The organism is Streptomyces rishiriensis (assembly GCF_030815485.1).
GTDB classification, from domain to species: domain Bacteria; phylum Actinomycetota; class Actinomycetes; order Streptomycetales; family Streptomycetaceae; genus Streptomyces; species Streptomyces rishiriensis_A.
In genome coordinates this window covers 3,259,603-3,285,761 of record NZ_JAUSWV010000002.1, presented here as the reverse complement: position 1 = coordinate 3,285,761, position 26,159 = coordinate 3,259,603, and the positions used below count along the sequence as shown (strand labels likewise).

General features: G+C 68.9%; 23 protein-coding genes, 1 tRNA gene and 1 pseudogene. 12 read left to right on the top strand and 13 right to left on the bottom strand.

What is annotated here, in order from left to right; genetic code table 11:
- Positions 1-2: 2 nt before the first annotated feature.
- Entirely contained in the window at positions 3-1,223 is a 1,221-nt protein-coding gene (locus QF030_RS17065) for a DNA cytosine methyltransferase (RefSeq protein WP_307167595.1), read from the top strand.
- Positions 1,224-1,226: 3 nt separating this feature from the next.
- On the opposite strand, the gene QF030_RS17060 is transcribed toward QF030_RS17065, so the two are convergent.
- The 7 genes from QF030_RS17060 to QF030_RS17030 form a co-directional block, all read right to left on the bottom strand.
- Positions 1,227-1,724, bottom strand: coding sequence for a very short patch repair endonuclease (locus tag QF030_RS17060; protein ID WP_307163537.1), 498 nt, complete (start codon positions 1,722-1,724; stop codon positions 1,227-1,229).
- Positions 1,725-1,737: 13 nt separating this feature from the next.
- A complete protein-coding gene (locus QF030_RS17055) occupies positions 1,738-2,490 on the bottom strand; it encodes an NgoMIV family type II restriction endonuclease (RefSeq protein WP_307163536.1) in 753 nt (250 codons plus the stop codon).
- 12 nt (positions 2,491-2,502) lie between these two features.
- Positions 2,503-3,465, bottom strand: coding sequence for a NaeI family type II restriction endonuclease (locus tag QF030_RS17050; protein ID WP_307163535.1), 963 nt, complete (start codon positions 3,463-3,465; stop codon positions 2,503-2,505).
- A 17-nt stretch (positions 3,466-3,482) separates the two neighbouring features.
- Complete coding sequence (locus tag QF030_RS17045) at positions 3,483-6,470, bottom strand: Z1 domain-containing protein (RefSeq protein ID WP_307163534.1); 2,988 nt, start codon at positions 6,468-6,470, stop codon at positions 3,483-3,485.
- Between the two features lie 56 nt (positions 6,471-6,526).
- Positions 6,527-8,080, bottom strand: coding sequence for an ATP-binding protein (locus tag QF030_RS17040; RefSeq protein ID WP_307163533.1), 1,554 nt, complete (start codon positions 8,078-8,080; stop codon positions 6,527-6,529).
- A gap of 607 nt (positions 8,081-8,687) precedes the next feature.
- Positions 8,688-9,698, bottom strand: a complete 1,011-nt coding sequence (locus QF030_RS17035; RefSeq protein ID WP_307163532.1) for an SEC-C domain-containing protein — start codon at positions 9,696-9,698, stop codon at positions 8,688-8,690.
- A 76-nt stretch (positions 9,699-9,774) separates the two neighbouring features.
- Entirely contained in the window at positions 9,775-11,250 is a 1,476-nt protein-coding gene (locus QF030_RS17030; protein WP_307163531.1) for a beta-1,6-galactanase, read from the bottom strand.
- Positions 11,251-11,527: 277 nt separating this feature from the next.
- Here QF030_RS17030 and QF030_RS17025 point away from each other — a divergent pair, with 277 nt between their 5' ends.
- Positions 11,528-12,361 (top strand): class E sortase, encoded by an 834-nt coding sequence (locus tag QF030_RS17025; RefSeq protein ID WP_373428772.1) that lies wholly within the window; start codon positions 11,528-11,530, stop codon positions 12,359-12,361.
- A 96-nt stretch (positions 12,362-12,457) separates the two neighbouring features.
- On the opposite strand, the pseudogene QF030_RS17020 reads toward QF030_RS17025, so the two are convergent.
- The 3 genes and pseudogenes from QF030_RS17020 to QF030_RS17010 form a co-directional block, all read right to left on the bottom strand.
- Positions 12,458-13,246: pseudogene (locus QF030_RS17020) on the bottom strand (DUF817 domain-containing protein); the annotation flags it as partial.
- A gap of 211 nt (positions 13,247-13,457) precedes the next feature.
- Positions 13,458-13,841 carry a GntR family transcriptional regulator gene (locus QF030_RS17015; RefSeq protein WP_307163530.1) on the bottom strand — a complete coding sequence of 128 codons (384 nt, stop codon included), beginning with the start codon at positions 13,839-13,841 and terminating at the stop codon, positions 13,458-13,460.
- Complete coding sequence (locus QF030_RS17010) at positions 13,834-14,589, bottom strand: hypothetical protein (protein WP_307163529.1); 756 nt, start codon at positions 14,587-14,589, stop codon at positions 13,834-13,836. Before QF030_RS17010 ends, QF030_RS17015 begins: the two co-directional genes overlap by 8 nt.
- Positions 14,590-14,671: 82 nt before the next feature.
- On the opposite strand from QF030_RS17010, the gene QF030_RS17005 reads away from it, so the two are divergent.
- The 4 genes from QF030_RS17005 (at position 14,672) to QF030_RS16990 (ending at position 17,277) form a co-directional block, all read left to right on the top strand.
- A complete protein-coding gene (locus tag QF030_RS17005; RefSeq protein ID WP_307167857.1) occupies positions 14,672-15,019 on the top strand; it encodes a hypothetical protein in 348 nt (115 codons plus the stop codon).
- A 142-nt stretch (positions 15,020-15,161) separates the two neighbouring features.
- Positions 15,162-15,473 (top strand): DUF6412 domain-containing protein, encoded by a 312-nt coding sequence (locus tag QF030_RS17000; RefSeq protein ID WP_307163528.1) that lies wholly within the window; start codon positions 15,162-15,164, stop codon positions 15,471-15,473.
- A gap of 93 nt (positions 15,474-15,566) precedes the next feature.
- Positions 15,567-16,268 (top strand): YidC/Oxa1 family membrane protein insertase, encoded by a 702-nt coding sequence (locus QF030_RS16995; protein WP_307163526.1) that lies wholly within the window; start codon positions 15,567-15,569, stop codon positions 16,266-16,268.
- A gap of 151 nt (positions 16,269-16,419) precedes the next feature.
- Entirely contained in the window at positions 16,420-17,277 is an 858-nt protein-coding gene (locus QF030_RS16990; RefSeq protein WP_307163525.1) for a fumarylacetoacetate hydrolase family protein, read from the top strand.
- A 158-nt stretch (positions 17,278-17,435) separates the two neighbouring features.
- Here QF030_RS16990 and QF030_RS16985 read toward each other — a convergent pair whose 3' ends face one another.
- Together QF030_RS16985 and QF030_RS16980 are read right to left on the bottom strand one after the other, a co-directional pair.
- Positions 17,436-17,945, bottom strand: a complete 510-nt coding sequence (locus QF030_RS16985) for a heme-degrading domain-containing protein (RefSeq protein ID WP_307163523.1) — start codon at positions 17,943-17,945, stop codon at positions 17,436-17,438.
- Positions 17,945-19,084 (bottom strand): Gfo/Idh/MocA family protein, encoded by a 1,140-nt coding sequence (locus QF030_RS16980; protein WP_307163522.1) that lies wholly within the window; start codon positions 19,082-19,084, stop codon positions 17,945-17,947. Before QF030_RS16980 ends, QF030_RS16985 begins: the two co-directional genes overlap by 1 nt.
- Positions 19,085-19,359: 275 nt before the next feature.
- Here QF030_RS16980 and QF030_RS16975 point away from each other — a divergent pair, with 275 nt between their 5' ends.
- The 5 genes from QF030_RS16975 (at position 19,360) to QF030_RS16955 (ending at position 24,018) form a co-directional block, all read left to right on the top strand.
- Complete coding sequence (locus QF030_RS16975) at positions 19,360-20,451, top strand: ROK family transcriptional regulator (protein ID WP_307167593.1); 1,092 nt, start codon at positions 19,360-19,362, stop codon at positions 20,449-20,451.
- 358 nt (positions 20,452-20,809) lie between these two features.
- Positions 20,810-21,682 carry a hypothetical protein gene (locus QF030_RS16970; protein WP_307167592.1) on the top strand — a complete coding sequence of 291 codons (873 nt, stop codon included), beginning with the start codon at positions 20,810-20,812 and terminating at the stop codon, positions 21,680-21,682.
- 160 nt (positions 21,683-21,842) lie between these two features.
- A complete protein-coding gene (locus QF030_RS16965) occupies positions 21,843-22,622 on the top strand; it encodes an HAD-IIA family hydrolase (protein ID WP_307163521.1) in 780 nt (259 codons plus the stop codon).
- A 104-nt stretch (positions 22,623-22,726) separates the two neighbouring features.
- On the top strand, positions 22,727-23,356 hold the full coding sequence (locus QF030_RS16960) for a hypothetical protein (protein ID WP_307163520.1): 630 nt from the start codon (positions 22,727-22,729) through the stop codon (positions 23,354-23,356).
- Positions 23,357-23,358: 2 nt separating this feature from the next.
- Positions 23,359-24,018 carry a class F sortase gene (locus QF030_RS16955; RefSeq protein WP_307163519.1) on the top strand — a complete coding sequence of 220 codons (660 nt, stop codon included), beginning with the start codon at positions 23,359-23,361 and terminating at the stop codon, positions 24,016-24,018.
- Positions 24,019-24,384: 366 nt separating this feature from the next.
- On the opposite strand, the gene QF030_RS16950 is transcribed toward QF030_RS16955, so the two are convergent.
- A tRNA-Lys gene (locus QF030_RS16950) sits at positions 24,385-24,458 on the bottom strand.
- 194 nt (positions 24,459-24,652) lie between these two features.
- On the opposite strand from QF030_RS16950, the gene QF030_RS16945 reads away from it, so the two are divergent.
- Positions 24,653-26,074, top strand: coding sequence for a peptidoglycan-binding protein (locus QF030_RS16945; RefSeq protein ID WP_307163518.1), 1,422 nt, complete (start codon positions 24,653-24,655; stop codon positions 26,072-26,074).
- Positions 26,075-26,159: the final 85 nt, after the last annotated feature.

Sequence of the window (26,159 nt, the reverse complement as noted above, 5' to 3'; positions counted from 1 at the left end):
AGATGACCCAGATGAAGGAACCCGAGGGTGCCGCCACGGCGCGGACGAAGCCTGAGTTCACGTCGATCGAGATCTGTGCTGGCGCAGGGGGCCAGGCGATTGGTCTCCATCAGGCGGGCTTCGGACATCTGGCCCTGGTGGAGATCGACCAGCATGCAGTCGAGACACTCAGGCTGAACATCGACGACCATGAGGTGTGGTCCTGGGAGCGGGAGAACTGCGACGTCCTGTCGGCCGATGTCAAAGAATTCGAGCCCTTCCGGGATCTGCGCAAGGGTGCCGAACTCCTCAAGCCGGAGGATCTGGACCTGTTGGCCGGCGGAGTCCCGTGCCCTCCGTTCTCCCACGCAGGGAAGCAACTCGGCAAGGACGACGAGCGAGACCTTTTCCCGCGCATGCTGGAACTGGTCGAGACCCTCAGGCCGCGGGCAGTGATGATCGAAAACGTCCGAGGGATCATGGATCCGAAGTTCTCGGACTACCGCGACTACATCAAGGCGCGTCTTGAAGGCGGTACATACCGGGGCGGAGATGGCGAGCTCGTTACCGATAAGGGACTCGAGTACACCGTATGCCGGTGGGGTGTCCTGGAGGCCAGCGACTTCGGGGTGCCGCAGCTGCGGCCTCGCGCCATTCTCGTGGCGTTCCGGGACGATGTCATCAGGGATCTCAAGTATGAGTGGCCCACGCCTACACATGAGGATCCGGTCAGCGTCGCAGAGAGCCTTGAGCCGTCCATGCGTGAGCGTTATGGACGGTATTTCCAAGGAGCCTACTCCGAGCTGGCACGCGAGAAGTTCGACCAATGGCTCCAGAAAGCTCGCGACCGTGATGCTGAACTCAAGGGCAAGGGCGGCGGCATTGCTCCCACTCTTGTCGGTGGGTCGAAGAAGCATGGTGGCGCGGACCTGGGACCCAGCCGCGCGAAGGCAGCGTGGAAGCAGCTTGGTGTTTGTGGCATGGGTGTCGCCAACGACATCGAGAAATGCGCAGAGAAGAAGACCGAGGGCCGGGATCTCTTTGGTTCCGACGGCCCGATGCTCACCGTGCGGCAAGCCGCAATCATCCAGGGTTTCCCGGACGAGTGGGACTTCTCGGGCGGCAAGACCGCACAATACCGTCAGATCGGCAATGCATTCCCACCGCCCGTTGCCAAGGCCGTGGGCAAGTCGATCATTGACGTGCTGAAAGCTGCCCGGGAACGTGATCAGCGGCAGGGTTGATGATCAGGGACCCTCTCGGGTCTTCTGAGCTGGCCCGCGGCGTTTCTCCACCTCGGCGGCAATACGCTCGGCGCAGTCTTCCGCGGGTTCGTGTTCCCAGAACCGGAGCACCGTCCAGCCGGCCTCTTCTAGGCGCTGGTCGGTGTCCCGGTCACGGGCCATGTTCCGGGCAACCTTGTCCGACCAGTAGCCCGGGTTGGTCTTCGGCGGTACGTAATGCTCGGGGCAACCATGCCAGTAGCAGCCGTCAATAAAGACAGCGACCTTGGTCGGGCCGAAGACCAGGTCAGCAGTCCGGCGGAGCTTCGGAAGGGGCTTTGCGGCGACTCGGTAGCGCAAACCTCGCGCGTGCACGAGCCTTCGGATCAGCCACTCCGGCTTGGTGTCCCGGTTCCGGATGGCTTGCATGTTCCGACGACGCGCCGCCGAGGAGGCCCATGAGCCCGCTGGGGGACTCCACTCGCCTGCCGACTCAGCTGGGAGATCTGAAGAATTGCTCATAGCGCACTGACTCTTAGCAACTCACCAGCGTATTGGCTAGTTCTTCGTATGGCCTGAGGCGTCCCTGTCCGACCATTTCCGCCAGGTCGTTCTTCTGCTGTTTGCTGCCTACGGCCGCCACAGCTTCCTGTAGGGCGTCGAAGGCGATGTGGTACACAGCGTCGACCTCCCCGGTTCCCCTGGCGATGGCGGCGAGCCTGCTGGGCATCGGCTCAGCTGTCACGGTCACCAGGTGGGGTAGCCGACCGCGCCGGTGCCTGATCATTTGCAGGAACTCATGCCGGATGTTCTGAACGCGGTCGGAGCGGATAGTCCACTTGCATGATACGGCTGCATGGAGAAAAGCATCGGTGTCAGGCGATGAACCGCGGGCAATGCCCACGGTGACGTCAGGTTTGATCAGGTAGTCAAGGCCGAGGTCAGCGCTAAGAACAGGATTCCTGAGTACAGCCTGCTTCAGCTTCCCCAAATGCGTGTACTGCGTGAATTCCGAGATCACCTTCTGGTGATCTACACGCCACGTGCGGGACGGATCTGCTTGTATGAGGACCCCTGAGAGGTCGTCCCTGACCGACGTTTCAAGCTTTGGTCCTGGATTTCCAGGGGTTTCCGGCAGGACAACCTCTGATACAACGCCCAGGCAGTCCAGAATTTCCCGCGCCAAAGCCTTTGAGGGGACACTGCTGCTGTCGGCGCTGTTGGGGACGGCCTGCCCTGAGTCGAGTTTCTTCCACCCCAGCAGCTGGGTCGCGAACGGTGCACTCATCTCTGCGCGTTCCTATTTCGTGTGGGAGGGAAGTGACGGGGCGGCTTCGGGGATGTCATGAGCAGTGGCAACAACCCAGGCGTCGTCATCGAGCATCACGTACGGTGCATCCTGATGATGCGGGCGGCGCTTGGCTACGCGCACGCTGATGAACTCTCCCTCACCGGGGACCAGGAGGCCAAGCTGCTCTGCTACGGAGCGGTGGCTGTCGTAGTCGCCCATGATGAGGATCCCCTCGGACTTGAGAGCTGAACGTGCACCACCGTTGCCTCGGACCCGTTTCATGTAGTCCTTCTGTTGGGCCACCGTTCGCACCACATTGCGGCTTATTCGCCGTTTCTGGGCGCGTCGGAACAGCTCGTTGAGCCGCTGTTGACCAGATGGCGGAGCAAACACCGCCTTGGAGTCGGCAGGGCTCATGTGGAGCAGCACGTTCTCTGGAAGTACGGCGTCACGCCACAGCCAAAAGATCTTGTCCCGGTGTCGGGCCTTCACCGTGAGCTTGGCATCGCGATTTCCGCCCCGGTTCAGCCACTCTTCCCGTACCCGGAAGAGCCCAGCGCTCCAGCGGCTCTCGTAGTCACTGGCCCATACGAGCAGACAGAGATGACCCGTGGCCTCCGGAGGGATCATCCAGCCGCCGAAGTTCTGGGAGTACTTGCAGTCCACCTCGGTGCCGGCGATCCGGTAGTCCATTGCGTCACCGTCGGCGAACCTGAACTCGCGTTGCAAGTTGATCTCGACGAGGGTGCCAGCGTGCGTTCTTTCTGTCTTGAACAGTTCTTCCCAGTCGTAACGGCCTGTCGCTTCGCCGTTCAGCAGCTGATCGATCGTGTCCCGCAGCACGGCTGCGAAGCGATCCCTTGAGCGCTCCATGCCCATCAGCTCCGCGTGCACGTCCAGAAGCTCGGCATCAGACTTCAGCTCTTCGGGCAGGGCGACGTTCTGTGCGGCGTTGACGTCGATGGGCAGCAAGCGGATCCCCCTCAGGACTAACTAACCGGAATAGTAGCGGCGCCGCCGTGCCGCGAATCCTTGGCCCGGAACCGCACCAATCGACCGTCTGCGTTGACGGCCGATGCTGGTGGGATGAGGGTGAAGGCCATCACGATCTTCGCTGGGTCTGCCGAGCCATTCCGCACGACCGCCTCCACATCCGCGTGACCGTCGCCCTCGACGACGGGATACAGGAGCATGACTCCTGTCGAGCTTCCGATGCCGGCGGTCTGACCGGTGTGAGCCTCTGGTGACGACGACGCCTCATCGATGAGGCGTTGCGCGGCAGCGCGGTGTTCGACGCTGGCAATACGGCCGAAGGAGGTCTTGCCGGACTGCCGGGTACGGCGGACGAGGGACAGCGGCAGCGAACCGAGCAAGCGGGCCTCTATGCGCGTGGTCGCGGCCAGGCGAGGGGAGATGAGAAGCCAGTCGTCAACCTTGGCCAGAGTGCCGTCGAGTTGGCTGAGATACGTCAGATGAGGGTCGAAGTGCCCGGGGCGCTCCCATTCGAGTTGAGACAGCACTCTGACCAGTTCGCTGTGAGAGACGGTGCCCGTCAGTGCTTCAAAAGACCGAGCGAGAGAGCTGGAGTTGTCCGGTGGATTGGTGAACACAGTCGGCTCTGTGCCGAGCGCGTCCAGCAGAGGGCGCCAGCGTTCCGTGTTCCGCTTGAGCACGGTGCTGCTTACCGGATATGAAGCCGGCTCGATGGGACGACCGGGTGACCGGACTTCCACGAGCTCCGCGTTGAACATCTTGTTGCGGGCCGAAGGCCTGATCCAGGGCAGATGCTGTGCCACAAGCGGAGGCACCTGCTCAGGTGTCAGCTGTGGCATCCCATCCACTGCTACGGCATATTGGGCGAGCTGATCCCGGAAGGTTTCCTCGTCGCGGCAGATCGCTTCGTAAGCCTCATAAAGATCGGCATATCTGTTGCGACCGAACGGCTCCTCTCGCCCGATGTAGAGCCGAACCAGATCCTGGTAGCCGGGCCGGAACCCGAACCAGCGCCCCATCTGCATCAGCGTGTCCGCCTGTTGGGTCGTGCGCCGGTAGTAGGTGATGGTCAAGCCCTCCACGGTGAAACCGCGCGAGAGCTTAGTGCCGCCCACCAGGATCTTCCAAACATGGGGTGTCCGGTCGAAGTCGAGGTTCAGCTGATCGAAATATCGGTCCGAGTCCCCATTCACCACGATGACCGGCTGACCACCTGACCCGATGCGCTGACGTGCAGCGTTCACGTAAGGCCGCAGCGTCTCATAGGTGGCAGGAGAAGGGAGATCTGAGGCACGGGCCTCACTGACCGGGGCGAAGTCCGAAGCCCACAGCGCAGCAAGGCGTTCGTGCCCGGCAACCGAGCTGTAGCCTGATTGATGCCACATGGAGTTGATGAGAAGTGCCAATTCCGCGTGGTCGTCCTTCTTGACGGACTGGTGAGCCAGCATCGTGTGATGCCTGAACGGGCCGTCGTGCACACCGCGGTCGGCTCGGTACAGCTTCAGTGCACCAGAAAGGACGAAGGCGTCAATGGCTTCCTGGAGGCGGTCGCCTGAAGACTCATAGATGTCCCGGATATGCGCCTCCTCCCGCGAGTTGGAGTAGGTGCGCTCGTCTTGAGGTATTGCCGAATCCAGGTCGTGAAATTCCTGCGCGCCCATGTAGCCGACGGGGCGCGGTAGCGAGATCAGGAAGTCGCTGGGAAAGATGTCCTCATCGTCACCTGGATCGATGAAGACGTTGGCAAAGGGAGTGGCTGTATAGCCGACGTACTGCGACCGCGGGAGGAGCTTCAAGAGCTGGGAAATCAGCCCGTTGATGCTCGTACGCTCGGTACTCCCCTGCTCCCACTTCTTTGGGTCCAGGGTGTTCACGGAGGCCTGGTCGGACTCGTCATCGATGATCAGGGTCGGCAGCTCTCCGAGCAGGCCATGAATCTGCTTGAGATCCTTGACCAGCTTGGTCAGCACGGACTTGTTCTTCTTCACCACCAGGATGCGGGCGGCAGCGTGGTGAAGGTTCGCCGGATCATGCAGCGGGAGGGTCGGCTCGCGCTTCTCGAACTCGAGAGCCCGGATGCCCTGCGCCAGGCTCTTGTAGTCGTTGTCACGAGTGGTCAGACGCTCGATGTCGAACGCACCCAGAACAGACGGGCGGGCTCCGTGCTGGACGAATTCAGGCCAGTCGGAATCGTCATCGCCTACGTAGTCCACGCCTACGAGTGAGTCCAGGTCCGCTATGTCTGCGCCCCGCAGGATGTTCTCCTGCCCGATCAGTTCCATGTCCAGGCGGCGCTGGGTCTGAGCGCGCAGCAGGTTCAGCGTGCCGGCGAGCACAATGACAAGGCGGTAGCCGGCATCGATCGCCTTAGCGGCGACACCTGTGAAGTTCGCCGTCTTGCCTGACTGGACGTAGCCGACCACCAAGCCTTTTGCCTGACGGGCGGCGATCTGCTCGGGGTCGGTGAGGCGCTCAACGACTGCCCGGCTGGCCTCGTCCAGACTCGCGACGGCGGCTTCAGGCCATCCCTTGGAACGGAGCTTCTGCTCGTACGCCGTCCAGTAGAAGGAGCGGGCGGCACATCGTTCGGGGGTGTACCAAGGAGTGAAGTCGCGAGTGATCACTGTGGGCCCTGGGATCTTCGCTACCGGCGCAGCGGCATCCAGCGCCTTCCGCACGTCGCCTCCGAACTGGAGCCGGTCGTATGCGGCTGCACGCCGCTCGTCGGTACGCGCGGGGATGGCAGACGCCCACTTAGGAGCCTCTGCGAAGTCCCAGGCAGTGAGATGCCTGCTCCAAAGGGCCCGCAGAGCCTCGTCACCGCTGACGAGCCGCGTATAGAAGAACTCCTCGCTCAGGTCCGCATCTGGATGATCCTCGGCCGCGACGTTAACCCAACCAACGAAGTTACGCGGGTTGTTCCCCATGCCTGCCAGTGCGGACGTGTGAATCTCAAGGAGAGCAGTCGCCGGGGTATCGCCCATGTAAAAGTCCTCAGTCAGGTAGCACAGGGTGAAGAAGGAGTAATGGTGCCGCTGTGTCAGGAAAGACCCTGCGCTCGCCGCGCGCGCTGCACTTCCACGGACGCCAGGAGGATGGTGTTCCAGTAGTCAACACGGTCCTGGCGAGTACGTTCCCACCGCCCGAGCCCGAAGCAGTCCTCAAGCAGCAGGTACAGCAACGTCTTTGTGACGGGGGCGTCGTTACTTCCCCCGCGTCGGCCTTCGTTGAAGTCATCTCGGTAGGCCTTGTTGAGGATGACGGCACTGTTCTCACGGTCCAGACCGAAGAACTGCTCAGGGGGAAGGGCACCCCATGTGAAGGCGATCGGATCTTCGCCTGGCTTCTCAGGAAGTTCTTCCTTGACTATGCGCTTGACCTTGGGGTCCACGCCCTTACCCGGCGGGGTGACGGGCTTGCGGACGATCTCGTTGCGTCTCGAGCCGTCTCTGTAGGCGGACTCGGCATCAGCGAGGTAACTCCGGAAGACACGGCCCTTGGAGTCCACAGCCTTCTCTATGCCTTCAGTGAAGGCAGGGGTGACGGTGACCCGCTCCTTCTTCACGTCGAGACTCAAGACGTTGTTGTCACCAGGCGGAATGTCGATCGCGACCCGGGCAAGCACAAGGTGCCCCTCGGGGTTCCGCCAGCCGTTCCATCCTCCTGCCTGCACCAGACGGTCGTTGCGGTAGAAGTAGAAGCCTTGTCTTTCGGAGAGGGCGCCGATCTGGCGGAATCCTGCCTGCCTGGACTTGGCCGGCCAGATGTGGGCGGTCAGGGGTACGTCCCCGAGACCTTCCACGGGGGCAGTGAATTTCCGGGGATAGCCCGCTTTGCCCGGCACCTTGTACCCGAAAGGGTCCAGCGCCTCTACGGCGATGTGGTCAACTTCCTCGCCGAGTTCGTTCTCCGTGCTGCTCACATCCCACACCGCGATGTCGAGTTTGAGACCGCGTTGCAGGTAGCGGTGAAGGTACAGGCCGAGATGAGTCTCGAGGCGGGAGATCGCCTTTGAGAGGAACTGGTCGCTCTGGCCGCGCCCGACTGTCTCAAAGGCCCGTACGGTGTCCCACCGGACAACAGTGCCATGCCATTCGATGATGCCGTCGTAACGGTCCACCAGCTCCTGGGCGTATCGGGGATCGACGGTGTCACAGCGGAAGCCGTCTTCGATGCCCTCCGCGGTGAGGCGGCGCCCGGCAGCACGGCTGCGCTTGGTGCGGCTGACGACGGTCAGGGACGAAGCGTGAGAGAGCGAGGCGGCCTTGAGGCCAGTGCCGTACAGGCCGAGAGCACCCTCACCGTAGTCGCGGCGGCGGCCCACCGTCATGGCGGCATCCAGGCCCGCCTCGTCCATGCCCTGGCCGTTGTCCACGATCAGCAGAGTGAGGATCCGCTCGGCGTCACGCAGGAAGTGGACGACGATCTTGTCGGCCTTGGCGTCGATGGAGTTGTCGATGAGGTCGGCGACGGCGACCTCGAAGCCATAGCCCTGGTGGGTCAGAGCCTTCCCGTAGCCAGCGTCGGGCGGCAGATGGGTACTGCCGGTTGTGGGGACGTCGTACTGCCAGTTCGCGCCAGGCTCGTAGGGCATGCTTCCTCAAATGCACAGGTCAGGGGCTGCTGATAGGTAGCAGCCCCTTACACACAGCAGACGGTGGAATGTGACCGTACTGCAAAGGTTGGACATAGGGGGAGGTGGATGCCGAACGGGGGTGATAAGTCCCTTATCTGTCGTCGGCTTTGGCCAAGGATGTTTCACGCGTATCCCGAATTGTGCTCATTTCTGCCGAGGGCTCGCGTGACGTGCCAGGGGTGTCGGTAAGGCCTTCTGCTGTCACCGGGGACCCTCAGCGTTACTACCGTCAACGACAGCAATGTTGCGCGGGTCGCAGGCCTGAGCGACGGGGGAGCGCGGTCACACCCGTACCTGAACAGGGGACGTGGCTTCTGCCCTGTGAGCTGCGGTCGCGGAGTGTCCTCGAGGCCTTCTTCAATGCGTTGCCGGACACGCCGGACACGCCGGACACGCCGGACACGCCGCGTCAGCTGAACGCACCTGAGGGAGCGCGGGGTAAACGAGCCGCCGCGGGAGGCCGGTGTACCGCGGCGGCGAGGTGCCGTCGGACCCGGCTGCGTGCTGCGTGCCGGGCCAGGGTGCCGGTGGCGAGGGGGTTAAAGCGGCTTACGGCTGGAGCTGGTCACGATCCGTGGCACTCCTGGTACCCCCGCCCCGACCCGCACCAGCAAGCTGCCCCCCGCTCCGGCGGCCACGCAACCGCTCGCCCCCGCGCCGCCAGTGTCGTCGCGTACTGGGGCAGGAGGTCGGTGTCGGCCGGGGATGTGCCCTCCGAGGCTGCGAAGGCCTCGTAGGACGGGACCGTGCCGGTGACGATGCCGAGGTTGGCCGTGCCCGAGGCGGCCAGTTCGGTCAGGGATGCCTCTATCCCTGCCAGGTGCTCCTCGTGGGACGGGTACTCCTCCGCCAGGGACGGGTACGCGGCGACGAGCTCCGCCAGTTCGGCCGCCGGCCAGTGGAGGACGGCCACCGGGAAGGGGCGGGAGAGTTCCTCGCGGTAGGCGCCGAGCTCCGCGCGGAGGCGGGAGATCTCCGCCTCCAGTTCCGCCGGGTTGTCCGAGCCCAGGGACCAGACGCGCTTGGGGTCGTGGAGCTCGTCGAGGGAGACGGGCAGCGAGTGGAGGGTGTCCGCCAGCAGGTCCCACTCGTCGTGAGCCGCGCCCAGCATCCGGCGTACCCGGTGGCGGCCGAAGAGCAGCGGGTGGGCGGCGTGCGGGGGCTCCGGCACGTCCGCCAGGAGCAGGGTCGCCCCCTCCGTGAACGTCTTCTGCGCCGCCTCCAGCTCGTCGTGGGCTTCCAGCGACTCCGCGACGATCACCCAGGGGGCCGGGTCGCGGGGGGCCGCGGCGCGGATGCCGTCGATGATGGCCCGGGCCTCGGCCTCGTGGCCGTACTCCCACAGGTTGGAGGCCTTGAGGGCGCGGACCAGGTGGGGGTTGTCCAGCCCACCCGGCGCCGACAGCAGACGGTCGTAGAGGGTCGTCGCGGCGGGACGGTCGCCGGCCAGTTCCAGGTGGGCCGCGGCCTGCAACAGCAGGGCTTCCGCGTCCTCGGGATACAGGCCGGCGGTCCGCTCCAGGCGTGCCGCTTCGGCGGTGTGGTCGACGTTCTCGGCAGGCGTGTCGGGGCGCATGCACGACACGGTACTGCCCGCCGATGACAAAAAGGAGATAGGTGCAGGCCAGGGGCAGGCCTCCGGTTCTCCCCGCCTAGATCGTCACCCCGTCCACCTGAAGCGTCTGCACGGCGCCCGCCGCGAACGGCACGCTGATCGTCCTGCCGCTGAGGTAGGTGTCCGAACGGGCGGTGTAGAGGTCGCCCGTTCCGCTCGTCACGGTGTTCCAGCGGGGGACCAGGCCGGACGAGCCACCCGTCACCGTCGTGAAGCGGGAGAGGTCGAAGGTCAGGGTCTGGGCCGAGGTGGAGGTGTTCGCGGCCACGATGACCAGCCGCTTCGCCGTCTTGTCGATCGCCGCCGCCGCGTAGCTCACGCCCGTGTCGAGGATCGTCATGCCGGGGCGGATGTGCCGGCTGAACTGGGCCATCACGTAGTACTTCGTGGTGACCGCCCCCGCCGCCAGCGTGTTCGCGTCGTACGCGATCATCGCCCAGTTCGCCGAGGGGTCCATGACCTGCCAGTAGACCCAGGCCGTCGGGTGCAGCCAGCGGAAGTCGTAGAGCAGGTTGCTCGCCATGGACAGGCCGGTGCCGTCGTTGTCACCCGTTTCCGAGTTCCACAACGCCTTTCCGCCCGTGGTCACCACGTCGCTGTAGAGCAGGTCGCGGCGGCCGCCGGAGCCCTGGTAGCCGTGGACGTTGACCCGGTTCACGTATCCCTTCGTCGTCGACGAGAAGGAGTTCCACGTGGTGCGGGCGAGGTCGTAGCTCGTCTCGTCCGACGCCGAGATCTTCGTCGCCGTCAGGCCGCGTTTGTCCAACTCACTGCGCATGTAGGGCAGTACGGCCGACTGGACGGTCGCGTCCATATGGCAGCCCTCCTGCGTGCCGGTCGCCGTCCACCAGGACGAGGACGGCTCGTTGAAGGGGTCGACGGTCGCGAAGTTCACGCCCCAGTTCGACTTCGCGTACAGCGCGACGGCCGCCAGGTGGGACGCGTGCTGGCGGTAGTTCCAGGTCTGGAGGTTGTTGCCGCCGCCCGAGGCGCCGGAGGGGTTGTGGTTCGAGCACATCCACCACATGGGGGAGTTGGCGAAGAGCTCGGTCGTCGCGCCGCGCGACACGGCCTTCTGGAGCATCGCGCGCTGAGTCGCGTCCGCCGTCCAGTCCCAGGCCGAGGAGGTGGGGTCCTCGTTGTTCCAGTCCTGCCAGAAGCCCTCGATCTGCTTGAACCCGGGGATGTTGGCGGAGGCCACCATGCTCGAGCCGTTGACCGTGTTCCAGCTGCACGCGCCCAGGTTGTAGCGGGCGATGTTGAGGCCCAGACCGGGGAGCGTTCTGCCGTTGTAGGCCACCGACTTGGTCGTGAAGAAGATGTCGGCGAAGTCGTCCCGGGCGCCGAACACGTTCGCCCACCAGGCCAGGGAGGTGCCCCAGCCTTCCCAGGTCCCGTACGTCGTCGACGGGTTGACGGCGATTGTCGCGTCGGCGTGGGCGGTGCCCGTCGCGAGTGCGCTTCCGAAGAGCGCGCCGCCCGTGGCCGCCAGCAGTGTCCTGCGTCGGATCATCACTTCTCCGCATCGATCACGTGGAGCAATCGGCTCGTTCCGATCGACTCCCGGCTGTCCCTGCCGTCGGCGATCGGGTGCGTGAGCGCACTGGAGGCTCAGTGCGTCACGAAGCATCGGGCGCGTTCCGTGGTGTTGTCGAGAGTTATGACAGCCCTTTCTCAAACCTGTGCGGAAAGGGTCGGGAACGGGTTCGAGGGGACGAACGGGCAGGGTGGGAACGGGCCGTGTATGTACGGGTCTGGAGACCTTGTCCCCTTCCCCTTATGGTGCCCGCGTGCGAATTCCCCTCGGAGAGCGGAGTTCCTTCGTGCAGCGGATACCTCTCGTGCAGCACAGCACCCGGCGGCGGCGCGCCCGGTACCGGCGGGCGCTCTGGAGCGGCGCCGAAGTACTCGTCACCGGCGGGGTGTTGGTGCTGCTCCTCGTCGCGCATCAGCTGTGGTGGACCAACCGGGAGGCGAAGGACGGCGCCGAGCGGAGGGTGGAGGCGCTGGAGCGGGAGTGGGGGGCCGTGCCGGGGGCCGGCGACCCCACCGGCACCGGTGGCGGCGGACCCGGGGCCGGCCCCGCAACCGGGGCCGAGGGCGCGTCCCCGGCGTCTGGCGGCGGCGCCGGCCGGGGCGGGACGAAGTCGTCGTCCGTCACCCCGCGCTCCTCCGAGGCCTACGCCGTGCTCCGCATCCCCCGGCTCGATGTGCGTGTCCCCGTCGCCGAGGGCACCAGCAAGCGGAATGTGCTCGACAAGGGGTACGTCGGCCACTATGCCGGTACTCAACAGCCGGGCCAGGAAGGCAACTTCGCGGTCGCGGGGCACCGCAACACGCACGGGGAGCCCTTCCGGTATCTCAACCGTCTCAGGAAGGGCGACAAGGTGGAGGTGGAGACCCGGAACGCGACCTACACCTACCTCGTCGACAAGATCCTGCCGCAGACCTCACCCCGCGACTCGGGAGTCATCCGGCCCGTGCCCCGTTCCCTCACCGAGCCCCTCCACGGCTACGACGCCTCCGGCCGCTACCTCACCCTCACCACTTGCACGCCCGAGTACACCTCCCGGTACCGCCTGGTCGTCTGGGGCAGGCTCGTCGCGGCGCTGCCCCGGGGGTAGCGCGCCGCCGCGCCACCGTCCGGTTCCGCAGATGACGAAGGTGACGCTGATCAGCAGGGCCCAGGAGACCCACTTGGACACGGAGACGGGTTCCCAGCCGTGCAGCTGGTACGGGTATCTCCAGGCCCCGAGGTACGTGGCGATGTTCTCCGCCAGCCAGAGGAAGAAGCCGATCAGTGCGAAGGCCACCGCCAGGGGCATCCGGTGCCGGCGCTCGACGATCGTGTAGTGCACCCAGGTCCCCGTGGTCGCGGCCAGCAGCAGGGCGCCGAGGGGCAGGCGCAGGTCCGGCAGCCAGTGATGGCTCAGGAAGTTGCCGTACAGGCAGACGGCCAGGGCGGCGGTGGCACGGGCGCGGTAGCCGGTGAAGGTCAGGTCGAGCAGTCGCCAGGCCCGGCAGACGTAACTGCCGACGGCTGCGTACATGAAGCCCCCGTACAGCGGCACCCCGGCGAGCCTGGCCAGTCCCGGCTCGGGATAACTCCACGACCCCACCCGCACCTTGACCATCTCGAAGGCGAGCCCCAGCAGATGGCAGGCTGCGATCACCGCGACCTCCCGCCGGGTCTCCCAGCCGAGCAGGAATCCGGCGGCGGTGAGCAGCACACCGTAGGCGAGCAGCAGGTCGTACCGGGCCACCGGCAGCGGCGGGAGCAGTCTCGAGACCGCCATGCCGCCGAGCAACGCGACCGCGAACGCGCAGCAGCGCGCCTGGAGCCGGGCGAAGCGGACCAACTGCCGGGCGAACGTACCCGCACGGTCCTTGAACCCGTGCGCGGCCGTCGCGTCCCTGGCTGTGTCGTGCCGGGTCGCAGCGCTCGTGGCCGTGCCGCCCGCGGTTGTCGCGTCCGTGGTCACTCCGTGCGTGGTCGTCGTCTTGTGCATGGTCATGTAGAGCGGTCCGAGGGGAGCGGCGGTTGCGCACGGCCCCCGTCGGACTGCGCCCGTGGCGGCGTCGGGCGCCGCCGGTCTCCGACCGCGCCGCCGGTCTCCGACCGCGGCGTCGCGGCCTCTGTCCGTGACCTGGTTGCCGGTTTCCGTCTACGGCCCGGTTGCCGGTTTCGTTTCCGTCTACGGCCCGGTCGCCGGCCCCCGCCTACGACCCTTCCTCCAGAGCCTCTCGGACGGCGGTCAGGACGGCCTCGGTGTCGGCGCCGAGGGCGCGGGCGGAGGAGGTGAAGTCGCGCGCCAGTGTGGCGAGTTGGTCCGGGTCGGGGCGGGCCGGTTCGGACGGGGGGGCCGCCACCCGGGTACCCGCGCCCCGGCGGGTGCGGATCAGCTCGGCAACCTCCAGCTCGCGGTAGGCGCGGGCCACGGTTCCCGGTGCCAGCCCCAGGTCGGAGGCCAGCTGGCGCACGGTCGGCAGGCGTTCGCCCTCCGTCAGCCGGCCGGTGACGATCAGGGCGGCGAGCTGGGCGCGGATCTGCTCGTACGGCGGTACCTGGCTCGTGGTGTCGACGCGAACCGCGGGTTCACTCATCGCCGACGGCCCGGGGGATCACGATGGTGAACAGGCACCATCCCAGGCTGAACAGGCTCAGCAGGCCCAGGGGATAGATCACCAGAGCGGTGACGTTGCCCAGCATGCCGGCGCAGGTCGTGCGGGACAGCACCCTGCCGATCATGCCGAGGACGAGCAGCAGCTGGCTGGAGACCAGCAGTCCCCAGGCCGCGGTGATCGCCCACGAGCGGTCGTGACGCCGCTGGTTCTCACCCGGGCGGTGGGCGATGCGGCGCAGGGCCCACACGCAGGCCGCGGTGCCGAGGGCGAGGGAGGCGAGGATCGGGGTGGCGTAGAAGATGCCGGGCCAGGGGCCGAGAGGTCTGGTCGCACCCCGGCACGTCACCGTGACGACCCGGCCCGCCCGGCCCATGCTGTCGGGAGAGGCCACGGCGGACCCGATCATCATCAGGACGACGAGGCACGCCGTCTGGAAGAGCAGCAGCGGGGCCATCCGGGGCGGTACGTGGTCGCGGACCCGGCGCGGCGCCAGGCTGGCGGTGCGGACCGCTTCGAGAGGGGCGGGGGTGAGGGAGTCGCCGAGCAGCACGCCACCGACCGCGCACAGCCCGAACGCGGTGACCGCGCTGAGGAAGGTCATGGCGCCGTCGTCGCTGTCCCGCACCGCCAGCTGCTGTGCGAAGACGATTCCGAGGGTCAGCCCGGCCCAGCGGGCGCAGAGATCGGCGCGGGCGAGCAGGCGCTCAGGTGGAACGGTGTCCAGCATGTCGGATCCCCCGTGTACTTGTATCAACTAGTAAGTACAAGATGCAGGGAGCCGGATCTTGTGTCAATCGCTTGATACAAGCGTGCGGCCTCGGGGTGGCCTCTCCGCCGAGTCCCTCTCCGCCGAGTCCCTCGCTCCGGCCTCCGCCGTCTGTATCGGCAGCGGTCTGCTGAACGCGGCGCTGCCCTTGGCGACGGTGGGGCCGGTACCGGCGGCGCGAGCGGCGATGGGGGCGGGTGCGCAGCAGACCCTGCGCGGCGCCGAACTCGCCCCGTACGGCGAATGTCGCGCCTGCGGAACTGTCGTACCGGTCCCGGACGTCCTCATCTTGCCGGGACCGGGGCTCGACCCCGACCCGGCGGATCCGGTCGGCCGGGCTCTGGTGAAGCCCAAAGGGCTACTGGAGCCGATCGAGGCCGGTCAGGTATAACCGACAACGGACAAGCAGAATCCAAAAGCCAGAGCCAGTCAGAGCCAGTCAGCGTCAGCCAGCGCCAGTCAGCGCCAGTCGGAGTCAGATCCAGAGCGTCGGCCAAGGCCGGAGCAAGGGCCGGAGTGAGAGGGGGGAGAGGGTGATCCGTAGCCGGTTCGTCCCGCGTCCCGCTCTCGTCCTCGTCCTCCTCTTCCTCGACGTGGCGCTTCTCGACGCCGGCAGCCTCTCCGCCGCCGTCGCGCTCGCCGCGACCGCCGCGGCCGGCTCCGCGCTCGCCGTCTGCACCCTCGTCGCCGCGCGCAGTGCCCCGGCCGTCCCGCCCACCCGGGTACGTACGGCCATCAGGGACCGGGCCCGCCGTACGGCCTTCCTGCCGCAACGCGACCCTGACGCCTCCGGCCGCCCCCGTCCTCGGGCCCCCGGTCACGCCCTCCCGACGACCGTCGCGTAGGGCCGCTCTCCACCGTCATGTGGGTGACCCGCGCGGGTCGTCATGCCGTATCCCGTTCCCGGCACGACGAGACCCCCGGAGGGCTCCCCACCCATGTCCGTTTTCGCCCACCTGGTCGAGCGGCTCGCCGACCTGCTCCATCCCCTGTTCGGCGCCACCGCCGCGGCCGCCGCGATCGTCCTGTTCACCGCACTGGTACGACTCCTCGTGCACCCCTTGTCCCGCGCGGCCGCCCGCGGCCAGAAGGCCCGTACGGCCTTGCAGCCGAGGATCGCCGAGCTGCGCAGGAAGCACGCCGACAAACCCGAGGAGCTCCAGCGGGCGGTGCTGGAACTGCACGCCGAGGAGAAGGTGTCGCCGCTGTCCGGACTGCTGCCCAGCCTCTGCCAGGTACCGGCCTTCTTCCTGCTCTACCACCTCTTCTCCAGCTCCTCGATCGGCGGCGAGGACAACGGTCTGCTCGGCCATCGTCTGTTCGACGCGCCCCTCGGCGACCGCTGGAGCGACGCGCTGGCGGAGGGAGGACTGTTCGGCGCGGCCGGCCTGGTCTACCTCGGGCTGTTCGCCGTCGTCGCGGTCGTCGCGTCCTTCAACTTCGTACGGGCGAAGCGGGTGCCGCTGCCCCGGATCGGAGACGGTGAGGAGGTGCCCGGGGTCGGCACGATCACCAAGGTCATGCCGTTCCTGTCCTTCTTCACGCTGGTCACCGTGGCCGTCGTCCCGCTGGCCGCCGCCCTCTACGTGATCACCAGCACGACATGGAGCGCGCTCGAACGGGCGGCCCTGTACAGGTGAGGAGTCGGGAACGGGTCGCTGTCCGGAACGGGTGACGGTCCAGTCCGTGAACGGGGGCTTGCGGACCGAATCACGAGCTTGGAGGATCGACCAGTCCTCCGATGGCTGCACCCATCGGACGGGTGCCCCGCGATCGAGGGAGAGAGTGACCATGAAGCTGCTGCGAGTCGGCACGGCGGGATCGGAGCGGCCGGCGCTGCTCGACCCCGAGGGGGTTCTGCGGGACCTCTCGGGGGTCGTCCCGGACATCGACGGAGCGCTGCTCGCCGACGACGAGGCGCTCGACCGGGTCCGGGAGGCCGCCGGGTCCGGAGAGCTGCCGGTGCTGGACGCGACCGGGCTGCGCATCGGGCCGCCGCTGGCCCGGATCGGCAAGGTCGTGTGCATCGGGCTGAACTACCACGACCACGCCCGCGAGACGGGGACCGAGCCGCCCTCCGAGCCTGTCGTCTTCTTCAAGGCTGCGGACACGGTCGTGGGGCCCTACGACACCGTCCTCGTGCCGCGCCGGTCCCTCAAGACCGACTGGGAGGTGGAGCTGGCGGTCGTCATCGGCCGCACGGCCCGCTATCTGGAGTCGGCGCAGGACGGGCTCGCACATGTCGCGGGATACGCCGTCGCGCACGACGTGTCGGAGCGGGAGTTCCAGATCGAGCGGGGCGGGACCTGGGACAAGGGAAAGAACTGCGAGACGTTCAATCCGCTCGGCCCGTGGCTGGTGACGGCCGACGAGGTCGCCGACCCGCAGGACCTCTCCCTGAAGCTCTGGGTCAACGGGGAGTTGAAGCAGGACGGGACCACGGCGGAGCAGATCTTCCCGGTGGGGGAGGTCGTCCGGTACGTCAGCCAGTTCATGACCCTGTACCCGGGGGACGTCATCAACACCGGCACGCCCGCGGGGGTCGCGATGGGCGAGCCGGAGCCCAAGCCGTACCTGCGGGCCGGGGACGTGGTGGAGCTGGAGATCGCCGGACTAGGACGCCAGCGCCAGGAGTTCAAGGACGCGTGACGCCGCTCCGCTGAGGGACGGAGGGCAGGGGGCGGGGAGCTGCGGTGGTACGACGGCCGTGGGTTGACCATGGCTGACCGCGCGGTTCCCCGCGTCCCATCGGGTGCGGTTCCCGGCGTCCCTTCGGGTGCGGTTCCCGGCGTCCCTTCGGGCGCGTTTCAGCGCAGGTACTTCTCCAGGAACTGTTCCAGTGCTTCCACCACGAACCGGTGGTCCTCCAGCTGGGGCAGGCCCGACACCGTCACCGCGCCGATGATGCCGACGCCCTCCACGTTGATCGGGAAGGAGCCGCCGTGCGCCGCGTACTCGTCGGGGTCAAGGCGGGAGGAGTCCTCGAACGTGGTGCCCTTGGCGCGGTAGCGGGAGCCCACCAGGTAGGAGGAGGCGCCGAAGCGCTCCACCACCCGGCGTTTGCGGGCGATCCAGGCGTCGTTGTCGGGAGTCGAACCGGGCAGGGCCGCATGGAAGAGCTGCTGGCCGGCCCGGTGGATGTCGACGGCGACCGGCGCCTGGCGCTCGCGGGCCAGCTCCACCAGCAGTGAGCCGAGCTGCCACGCGTCGTCGTTCGTGAACTGGCGGAAGACCAGCCGCCGTTCCTGGGCCTGGAGCTCCTCCAGGGTCGGGGTGATCTCCGGGGTGAACTTCGGGGTCATCTGGTGGGTTCCCATCACAGCGTCACCGCCACCTTGTCTCGTGCCGAACGGCGGGCCGCCTCCAGTACGTCCAGGGCGGCGGCCGCCTCGGTGGCGGTCACCGGGTTGGGGCCGCCGTCGATCAGTGCCCTGGCCACCGCAGCGTAGTAGGCCGGGTAGTCGCCGGGCAGACTCTGTTCGGGTCGTCCGCCGCCGGTCAGCGGGGACTCCCCGGCGCCGACGCGGCCCCACAGCTCCTCGGGTTCGGTGCCCCAGCCGGGGGTGCCGTCGGGCCGTCCGCCCTCCCGCAGGGCCGCCTCCTGAGGATCCAGGCCGTACTTCACATAGCCCGCCTTCGTGCCCAGCACCCGGAAGCGCGGACCGAGTTGGGACGTCGTAGCGGAGGCGTAGAGGTGCGAGCGGACGCCGCTCGCGTGCGTCAGCGCGAGGAAGGTGTCGTCGTCGGCCTGCGCACCCGGCCTGCGGACGTCGGCCTCGGCGTAGACGGAGACCACGGGGCCGAACAGCACCAGCGCCTGGTCGACGAGGTGACTGCCGAGGTCGTAGAGCAGACCTCCGATCTCTGCCGGGTCGCCGGACTCCCGCCAACCGCCCTTCGGCAGCGGCCGCCAGCGCTCGAACCGGGACTCGAAGCGCCAGACGTCGCCCAGTTCGCCCTCGTCCAGCAGCTTGCGGAGGGTCAGGAAGTCGTTGTCCCAGCGGCGGTTCTGGAAGACGGAGAGCAGCAGGCCGCGTTCCTCGGCGAGCGCGGCCAGCCCGCGCGCCTCGTCAGCGGTGCCGGCGACGGGCTTGTCGACGACGACCGGCAGGCCGGCCTTCAGCGCGGCGGTCGCGAGCGGGACGTGCGTCTTGTTCGGGGACGCGATGACGACCAGGTCCAGCTCGCCGGCCCGGGCGAGGAGGTCGTCGGGAGTGGCGGCGACGCGGACGTCCGGGAACTCGGCGCGGGCCTGCGCCTGCCGCTCGGGGTTCGAGGTGACCACCGTGTCCAGGGCGAGGCCCTCGGTGGCGGCGATCAGCGGGGCGTGGAACACGGAGCCCGCCAGGCCGTATCCGATCAGGCCCACGCGGAGGGGAGGAGCGGCCGGGGAGGCGCCGGTGCCGGTCTCGGTGCCTGTTGCGGAGTCGTTCGCGTCAGTGGTGCGTCCAGTCATGCGATCCACTTTGGCAACGCTGTTGCCAAAGTGCAAGCGCGAGGGACAATGGCAGGGTGAACACGACGAACGACGGAGGCGACACCGACCGCGCACCGGAGTCCGCTCCGGAGCGCGAGCCAGAGGTCGAGCCAGAGCTCGCTCCGGAGTCCGAGGCAGAGCTCGCTCCGGAGCCCGCGGCGGAGTCCACGTGGGGACTCCCGCCGGACCGTGAGCCGGGTCCGGGAACCGGCCGCGCGCCGGAGCGGGCGGCGGGCGCCGCGACGGGCCGGACCGTGGGCGTGAACCTGCCGGCCCTGCGCAGCCACAACACCTCGCTCGTGCTCGACCTGCTGCGCACCGCAGGACCCGACGGCATCAGCCGGCTGGAGCTCGCCGAACGCGCCGGTCTCACCCCGCAGGCGGTCAGCAAGATCACCGCCCGGCTGCGGGAGGAGGGGCTGGCGGCGGAGGCCGGCCGTCGCGCGTCCACCGGCGGCAAGCCGCGCACGGTCCTGCGGCTGGTCCCGGAGGCCGGTCACGCGGTCGGCGTCCACCTCGACCGGGACGAACTGAGGATGGTGCTGGTCGATCTCGACGGCCGCGTGGTGGGCGAGCGGTGCGTCCCGTTCTCCCTGGGCGCGGGGGCGGAGGCGGTCCTGGACGCGCTGCTCGGCGAGGTGACGGAGATGTTGTCGGAGGCACTCGGAGGCGGCGCCCTCTCGGCTCCGCTCGGTGTCGGAGTGGCGCTTCCGGGGCCGCTCGACCATGCCCGCGGTGTGCTGCACCGGGTCACCGGCTTCCCGGAGTGGGACGGTTTTCCGCTGCGGGACGTGCTGGAGGCGCGGCTCGGGGTGCCCGTGGTCGTCGACAAGGACACCAACGCCGCCGCGCTCGGCCTCGCGGTCGGCGGCGAACGCGGCTCCTTCGCCTGCCTGTATCTCGGTACGGGCCTGGGCGCGGGCCTGGTGATCGGTGGGACCGTGCACCGGGGTGCCCGCACCGGGGCGGGGGAGTTCGGACACCAGGTCATCCAGCTGGACGGGCCGCCCTGTTCCTGCGGCAACCGGGGCTGCGTCGAGGCGCTGTGCCTCGCGGCCATCCGCCGGGGGGATGTGGCCGAGGCGGCGCGGGTGCTCGGCGAGGGCGCCGCGAACCTGGCCGGTCTGCTCGACATCGACGCCGTGCTGCTGGGCGGCCGCACCATCGCGGCCGCGCCGGAGCCGTTCGTGCGGGGAGTCGCCGCCGTCCTCGACGCCCACGCGCGCCGCGAGGGTTCACGAGAGGGCCCCGTACCGGTACGGCTCGCCCCCGGCGGACCCCGAGCTGTCGCGGAGGGCGCGGCCCAGCTGCTGCTGGCACCGGTCTTCGGCCGGGGAGACGGCTGAGCCGGAACCTTCCCCACCTCCCACGGTCCGCGACCAGGGAGCCGGTCGCGGGCCAGACCACGGGGCCGGTCGCCGGATCGGTCGCGGGACCGGTCCGGCCGAGCCGGTCGCGAGGTCGGTTCGAGGACCGGTCCCGCGACCGGTCGCGAGGTCGGTTCGTGGACCGGCAGCCGAGCCGTTCGTGACGTCGGCCAGGGAGCGGCAGCCGAGCCGGTCGCCGGGTCGGTCCGGGGAGCGGTGGGAACCGGTCGCGGGGCCGGGTCGGTCGACCGGTGTCTCCGCCGAACGAGGGGATTCGTACGGTCGTGCGGTGTGCCGTTCCGGCTCGGCGGGTGCCGTCGTGCAGGCTCACGTGTTCATGCGACTGTGCCCGCCTGTCTCCCTCTGCCTCGCCGTGGCCGCCGCCCTCCTCCCCGCGCCCGCCCACGCGGAAGCCGGCCCGGGCTGCGCCGGTCCCGACGGCGCCGACTTCCCCCTCACCACCCGGCTGCACGGGGGCCCGGATTCCTACCGGGCCGGGGGCGGTTACGGCATCTGGTATCTCGACCTCACCAACACCACCCGCCTCACCTGCGACGGGATCCACCCGGTCGTCGTCCTGGTCGACGCCGGTCGCGACCTGAAGCCGTCCCAGGCGCGCCTGGAGTTCTACGCCGACGGACAACCGCACCCGGTCCACTTCGAACCCACCGACGACGACGAACTGGTCGGAGCGTTCACCGAAGGACCCACCGACGGAGAAGCCGAGGGGCAGGCCGAGGGGCGGGCCGACGGAGCCGGCGACTTCCCGGGATTCACCGTGGGCCCCGGCCGGACCCTCACCGTCAAGCTGCGCCTCGCCCTCACCTCGGACACCGCGCCCAACGCCGTCACCGCCAACGCGGCGGTCGTCCAGCGGCACGGCGACGACGGCGACTGGATCGGACAGTCGAACGACTACCGCTTCGCCGTCGAGGCCGAGCCCGACCCCGACACCGCTCCCGGCCTCGACCCGGCCGCCCCCACCGCCGAGCCCACCAGCACCGCCACCGCCGCCGCCACCTCCGCCGCCACTCCCGCCCCGGACGCCTCCGCCGCGGACACCGGCCCGCTCTCCCTGGCCGACGAGGCCGAGGAACTCGCCCGCACCGGGCTCAACTCGCCCGCCGTTCTCTTCGGCGCCACCGCCTGTCTCCTGGCCGCCGGGACACTCCTGCTGCTGGCCCGCCGACTGGCCCGGCGACGCCGTTGACGCGCGGCCGCGTCCCAGCCGGTGGACGCCTGACCACCGGCCATTCCCTCAAGATCGGGCCTGTGCTTACGCTGGAGCGCACGCAGCGACCGCGTGCAGGCGCAGCACCGCGTACAGGCGCGGCCACCGCGTACTCGCGTACGGCAGGGAGATCCCGCACATGGCAGACCGCAAGCCCATCGAGTCGTGGCTCACCGACATGGACGGTGTGCTCATCCACGAGGGCGTACCGATCCCCGGCGCCGATGCCTTCCTGAAGAAGCTGCGCGATTCGGGCAAGCCGTTCCTGGTCCTGACCAACAACTCGATCTACACCCCGCGCGACCTGCACGCCCGGCTGCGGCGCATGGGCCTGGAGGTGCCGATCGAGAACATCTGGACCTCCGCGCTGGCCACGGCCCAGTTCCTCGACGACCAGCGGCCCGAGGGCACGGCGTACGTCATCGGCGAGGCCGGGCTGACCACAGCGCTGCACGACATCGGGTACATCCTCACCGACCACGAGCCCGACTACGTCGTCCTCGGCGAGACCCGTACCTACTCGTTCGAGGCGATGACGAAGGCCGTCCGGCTCATCAACGACGGCGCCCGTTTCATCTGCACCAACCCGGATGAGACCGGCCCCTCCGCCGAGGGCGCGCTCCCCGCGACGGGGGCGGTCGCCGCGCTGATCACCAAGGCGACCGGCAAGCACCCGTACTTCGCGGGCAAGCCGAACCCGCTGATGATGCGCACCGGTCTGAACGCCATCGGCGCCCACTCCGAGAGCAGCGCGATGATCGGCGACCGCATGGACACCGACGTCCTCGCGGGCATGGAGGCCGGCATGCAGACGTTTCTGGTGCTCACCGGCCTGACCAGGCCCGAGCAGGTCGAGAACTTCCCGTACCGCCCGTCGAAGATCGTGGACTCGATCGCGGATCTCGTCGACCGGATCTGAAACCCGTGACGCGGCGTGAGCCACTCGTACGGAGCAGCGATATCCCGCCTGGGGATGCGTGCCGGTTCCGAGCGGGGGAGTCTTCAGGCAGCTGGAGGTTCACGATGGGTTCACTGAAGATCACTCTCTGTGCGGGGCTCGCGGTAGGTGCCGCGGTGCTCATTCCGACGGCGTACGCCTCGGGCGAAGGCAGCGGCGACAAAGGCGGCAGCGTCTCGGTCACGCCGTCGACGCCCGCACCCGGCGCCGAGGTCACACTGAAAGTCAGCGGCTGTGGCGGCCGGACGGCCACTGCGGCCTCGGACGCCTTCGTCGCGGACGCGCAGCTCGCCGGCTCGGGCGGCACGCTCGTCGGCGACACCCGGGTCCGCTCGTCGATCGGAGCGGGTGCCTACGACGTACGGATCACCTGCGTCGACTTCGAGGTGAAGGGCCGTATCAAGGTCGTCGCCCCTTCGTCCGCGGAGTCGGCGGAGTCCTGGGGGCCGTCGGAGGACGAGTCGGCGGAGCCGTACGGGCCGTCCGCGCCCGCCTCTCCCGTCGCCCCGGTCCGCGCCGGCGGAGGCGGTACCGCCCCGCTGGCTCCCCTCACACCCCTCGCCGCCGTCGACGAGGCGCAGGTGGAGGGCCGTGGCCCCGGCACCGCGCAGGCGGTCGTCGGGCTGGTGCTCGCGGGCGTCGCCGCGGCCGCCGTCGTGTTCCGCGGGGTGCACCGGAGACGCGGGGCGGATTGAGCATGTCCGATCGCGAACGCTCGTCCGGCCGCTTCCTCACCGGCCTGGCCTGGACGGTGCTGCTGCTCGGGCTGTGGCTGTGGGGGCGCGAGGTGACCGACGTACGGCACGGCACATCCGCCCCGGCCACCGGTGACATGGCCGCGGTGGGCCGCCCGCCGGACGCCGGACTCCCGCCCGCGGTGAAACCGCTGGGCCGGGCGCTGCCGCAACGCATCGACATCCCCGGCCTGGGCGTGCAGGCCCCGGTCGTCGCCCGCGGGCTGGACGCCGAGGGAGGTGTCGACCCGCCGCCCTTCGACCAGGCGGGCGTCGTCGGCTGGTACGCCGCCGGCGCTGAACCGGGCGCCCGGGGCACGGCCCTGCTGGTCGGGCACGTCGACACCGAGACCAGGCCCGCCGTCTTCTACAAGCTCAGCACGCTCGAGGCAGGCGAGACGGTACGAGTGGTCCGCGACGACGGAAGCATCGCCGAGTTCACCGTCGACGCCGTCGAGGTCGTCCAGCGTGAGCGCTTCGACGCCCGCCAGGCCTACGGCCCCCGGCAGCCGGACCGCGCCGAGCTGCGTCTGATCACCTGCGGCGGCACCTTCGACCGGGTGAGCCGCAGCTACACGGCGAACGTGGTCGTATCGGCGTATCTGACGGGCACCGGCGTCTGACGACGTCACCCGACCGACGTGATCCGGCCGTCACCCGACCGACGTCACCCGGCCGACGTCACCTGGCCCGGTCGACGGCCCGCTCCCCCGGAACCGCCGACCGGGCCGGTCCTCGACCCCGCGCGCCCGGGCTGCGGGAGTAGCCCGGCGACTGGCGCGGGAGGCTGTGGGGTTCACCTACCCCGTGGACGGCGGTGACGACCGTATTCCGGCACTCTCGTGAGCGGCGCGGGGCTTATGTCGGGATTGGGCGGGGGGAGTTCGGGACGGAGGGTTCAAGGCCGCGGGCCGCGGCGGACGGCATACCGCCGTGTGCGCGCATACGGACGAAGGCCCCTCGCTTTCGCGAAGGGCCTTCGGTGTCTGTGCGCCGCCAGGGACTCGAACCCCGGACCCGCTGATTAAGAGTCAGCTGCTCTAACCAACTGAGCTAGCGGCGCCTGCTGACGTCATAACTCTACAGGACCCCCGGGGGTGCCCCGGACCACGCGGCCGCCGGGCCGCGGCGCCACTGGGCCGGGCGGGTGTCGTGTACATCATTCGGACCGTCAGCATGCGCGTCGGGAAGACAGTTGAGAAACTGGCGGACGTGCACAGTCGCGGACATTTCCAGCTGGAGTCTGAGGGGAATCGCATGGGCTCTCCGGTATTCGAGGAATTCGATCCCGAGAGCGATTGCGAGTGCCCCGGATGCGTATCCCGGCGGTGGACGGGGTCGAATTCCCCGCCCGCCCCGTTCGGCGGCCGCCCGGCCGCCCATCGCGTCGTGATCGTCGCCACGGCGGCGGCCGCGGCGCTCGGGGCCGCCCACGCGGTGCCCGCGTCCGCGGCCCCGCAGACCTCCGATCGGCCCGGCGTACCCGCAGGTGACGAGCCCGATACCCCGCAGGGCGGCAAGGCGCCGCTGCACGGCCCGGCCGGACAGCCGGCCCGGCCGGGAGGACTGGCGGGAGCGGTGAAAACGCCCCGGACGACCCGGGCGGACATCATCAGACGCGCCAAGGAATGGGTTTCGGCAGAGGTGCCGTACAGCATGAGCACCTACTGGTACGACGGTTACCGGCAGGACTGCTCGGGCTTCGTCTCCATGGCCTGGAACCTGCCCGGGAACGAGTGGACGGGCAGCCTCCACCAGTACGGGACGCGGATTGCCAAGGAGGAGCTCCAGCCCGGCGACATTCTGCTGTTCCATAATCCGTCCAACCCCGAGAAAGGCTCGCACGTCGTCCTTTTCGGCGGCTGGACGGACTACACGCACAGCTACTACTTCGTCTACGAGCAGACCCGCCCGACCGCGCGTCGGCAGCCCACTCCCTACGCCTACTGGAGCCATTCCGACCGCTATGTGCCCTACCGCTACAAGGGCCTCTCGGCGGTCGCGCCCGGCTCGGGGGAACAGGCCGGCGCGAGCGCCGGCGGCGGGAACACGGCGGGCGCCGCAAGTGCCGCGACGATGCCGTTCCCGGGGCGGGCGGCCTTCGGTCCCGGCGCGAACAACCCGTACGTCACCCGGCTCGGCCGGCTCCTCGTCGAGCGCGGCGGCGCACGCTTCTACGCCTCGGGTCCGGGCCCGAGGTGGTCGGCGTCCGACGGCTGGGCGACCCTGGCCTTCCAGCAGGCCCAGGGCTGGCGCGGCGCCGACGCCGACGGCATCCCCGGCCCGAGAACCTGGGCGCTGTTGATCTCCGGCCGGGGCAGGGACATCGCGCCCGGGGGGCCTCCGACGGCCGGGACCGGTCCCGGATCAGGCGGCGGAGCCGGCGGGTATCCCGCGACCGGGGCGGCCGGCGCGCCCGCCGCACCCCCCGTGCCGCGCGTCCCCGCGTACCCGGGCCGGGGCATGTTCCGGCCCGGCGCGCAGAACGCGTACGTCACCCGGCTGGGGAAGCAGTTGGTGAAGAAGGGGTTCGGCAAGTACTACACGACGGGGCCCGGACCGCGCTGGGGCGAGGCGGACCGGCGAGGGGTCGAGGCCTTCCAACGCGCCCAGGGCTGGCGCGGTGGGGCGGCGGACGGCTACCCGGGCCCGGAGACCTGGCGGCGGCTCTTCTCCTAGACCGCCCGGGGCCCTCAGGACCGGCGCGGTACCTGCGCGAACCCCGCTCGGGACCGGCCGGTGACCCGCTCGCTTTCTTGATCCC

Coding starts and splice junctions, on each gene's coding strand:
- QF030_RS16955 (WP_307163519.1), top strand. CDS start 23,359: ATGTCCGATCGCGAACGCTCGTCCGGCCGCTTCCTCACCGGCCTGGCC.
- QF030_RS17015 (WP_307163530.1), bottom strand. CDS start 13,841: ATGAGTGAACCCGCGGTTCGCGTCGACACCACGAGCCAGGTACCGCCG.
- QF030_RS16995 (WP_307163526.1), top strand. CDS start 15,567: ATGTCCGTTTTCGCCCACCTGGTCGAGCGGCTCGCCGACCTGCTCCAT.
- QF030_RS17045 (WP_307163534.1), bottom strand. CDS start 6,470: ATGGGCGATACCCCGGCGACTGCTCTCCTTGAGATTCACACGTCCGCA.
- QF030_RS16960 (WP_307163520.1), top strand. CDS start 22,727: ATGGGTTCACTGAAGATCACTCTCTGTGCGGGGCTCGCGGTAGGTGCC.
- QF030_RS16985 (WP_307163523.1), bottom strand. CDS start 17,945: ATGGGAACCCACCAGATGACCCCGAAGTTCACCCCGGAGATCACCCCG.
- QF030_RS17040 (WP_307163533.1), bottom strand. CDS start 8,080: ATGCCCTACGAGCCTGGCGCGAACTGGCAGTACGACGTCCCCACAACC.
- QF030_RS16990 (WP_307163525.1), top strand. CDS start 16,420: ATGAAGCTGCTGCGAGTCGGCACGGCGGGATCGGAGCGGCCGGCGCTG.
- QF030_RS17030 (WP_307163531.1), bottom strand. CDS start 11,250: ATGATCCGACGCAGGACACTGCTGGCGGCCACGGGCGGCGCGCTCTTC.
- QF030_RS16965 (WP_307163521.1), top strand. CDS start 21,843: ATGGCAGACCGCAAGCCCATCGAGTCGTGGCTCACCGACATGGACGGT.
- QF030_RS17060 (WP_307163537.1), bottom strand. CDS start 1,724: ATGAGCAATTCTTCAGATCTCCCAGCTGAGTCGGCAGGCGAGTGGAGT.
- QF030_RS17065 (WP_307167595.1), top strand. CDS start 3: ATGACCCAGATGAAGGAACCCGAGGGTGCCGCCACGGCGCGGACGAAG.
- QF030_RS16980 (WP_307163522.1), bottom strand. CDS start 19,084: ATGACTGGACGCACCACTGACGCGAACGACTCCGCAACAGGCACCGAG.
- QF030_RS17035 (WP_307163532.1), bottom strand. CDS start 9,698: ATGCGCCCCGACACGCCTGCCGAGAACGTCGACCACACCGCCGAAGCG.
- QF030_RS17010 (WP_307163529.1), bottom strand. CDS start 14,589: ATGCTGGACACCGTTCCACCTGAGCGCCTGCTCGCCCGCGCCGATCTC.
- QF030_RS16970 (WP_307167592.1), top strand. CDS start 20,810: ATGCGACTGTGCCCGCCTGTCTCCCTCTGCCTCGCCGTGGCCGCCGCC.
- QF030_RS16945 (WP_307163518.1), top strand. CDS start 24,653: ATGGGCTCTCCGGTATTCGAGGAATTCGATCCCGAGAGCGATTGCGAG.
- QF030_RS17055 (WP_307163536.1), bottom strand. CDS start 2,490: ATGAGTGCACCGTTCGCGACCCAGCTGCTGGGGTGGAAGAAACTCGAC.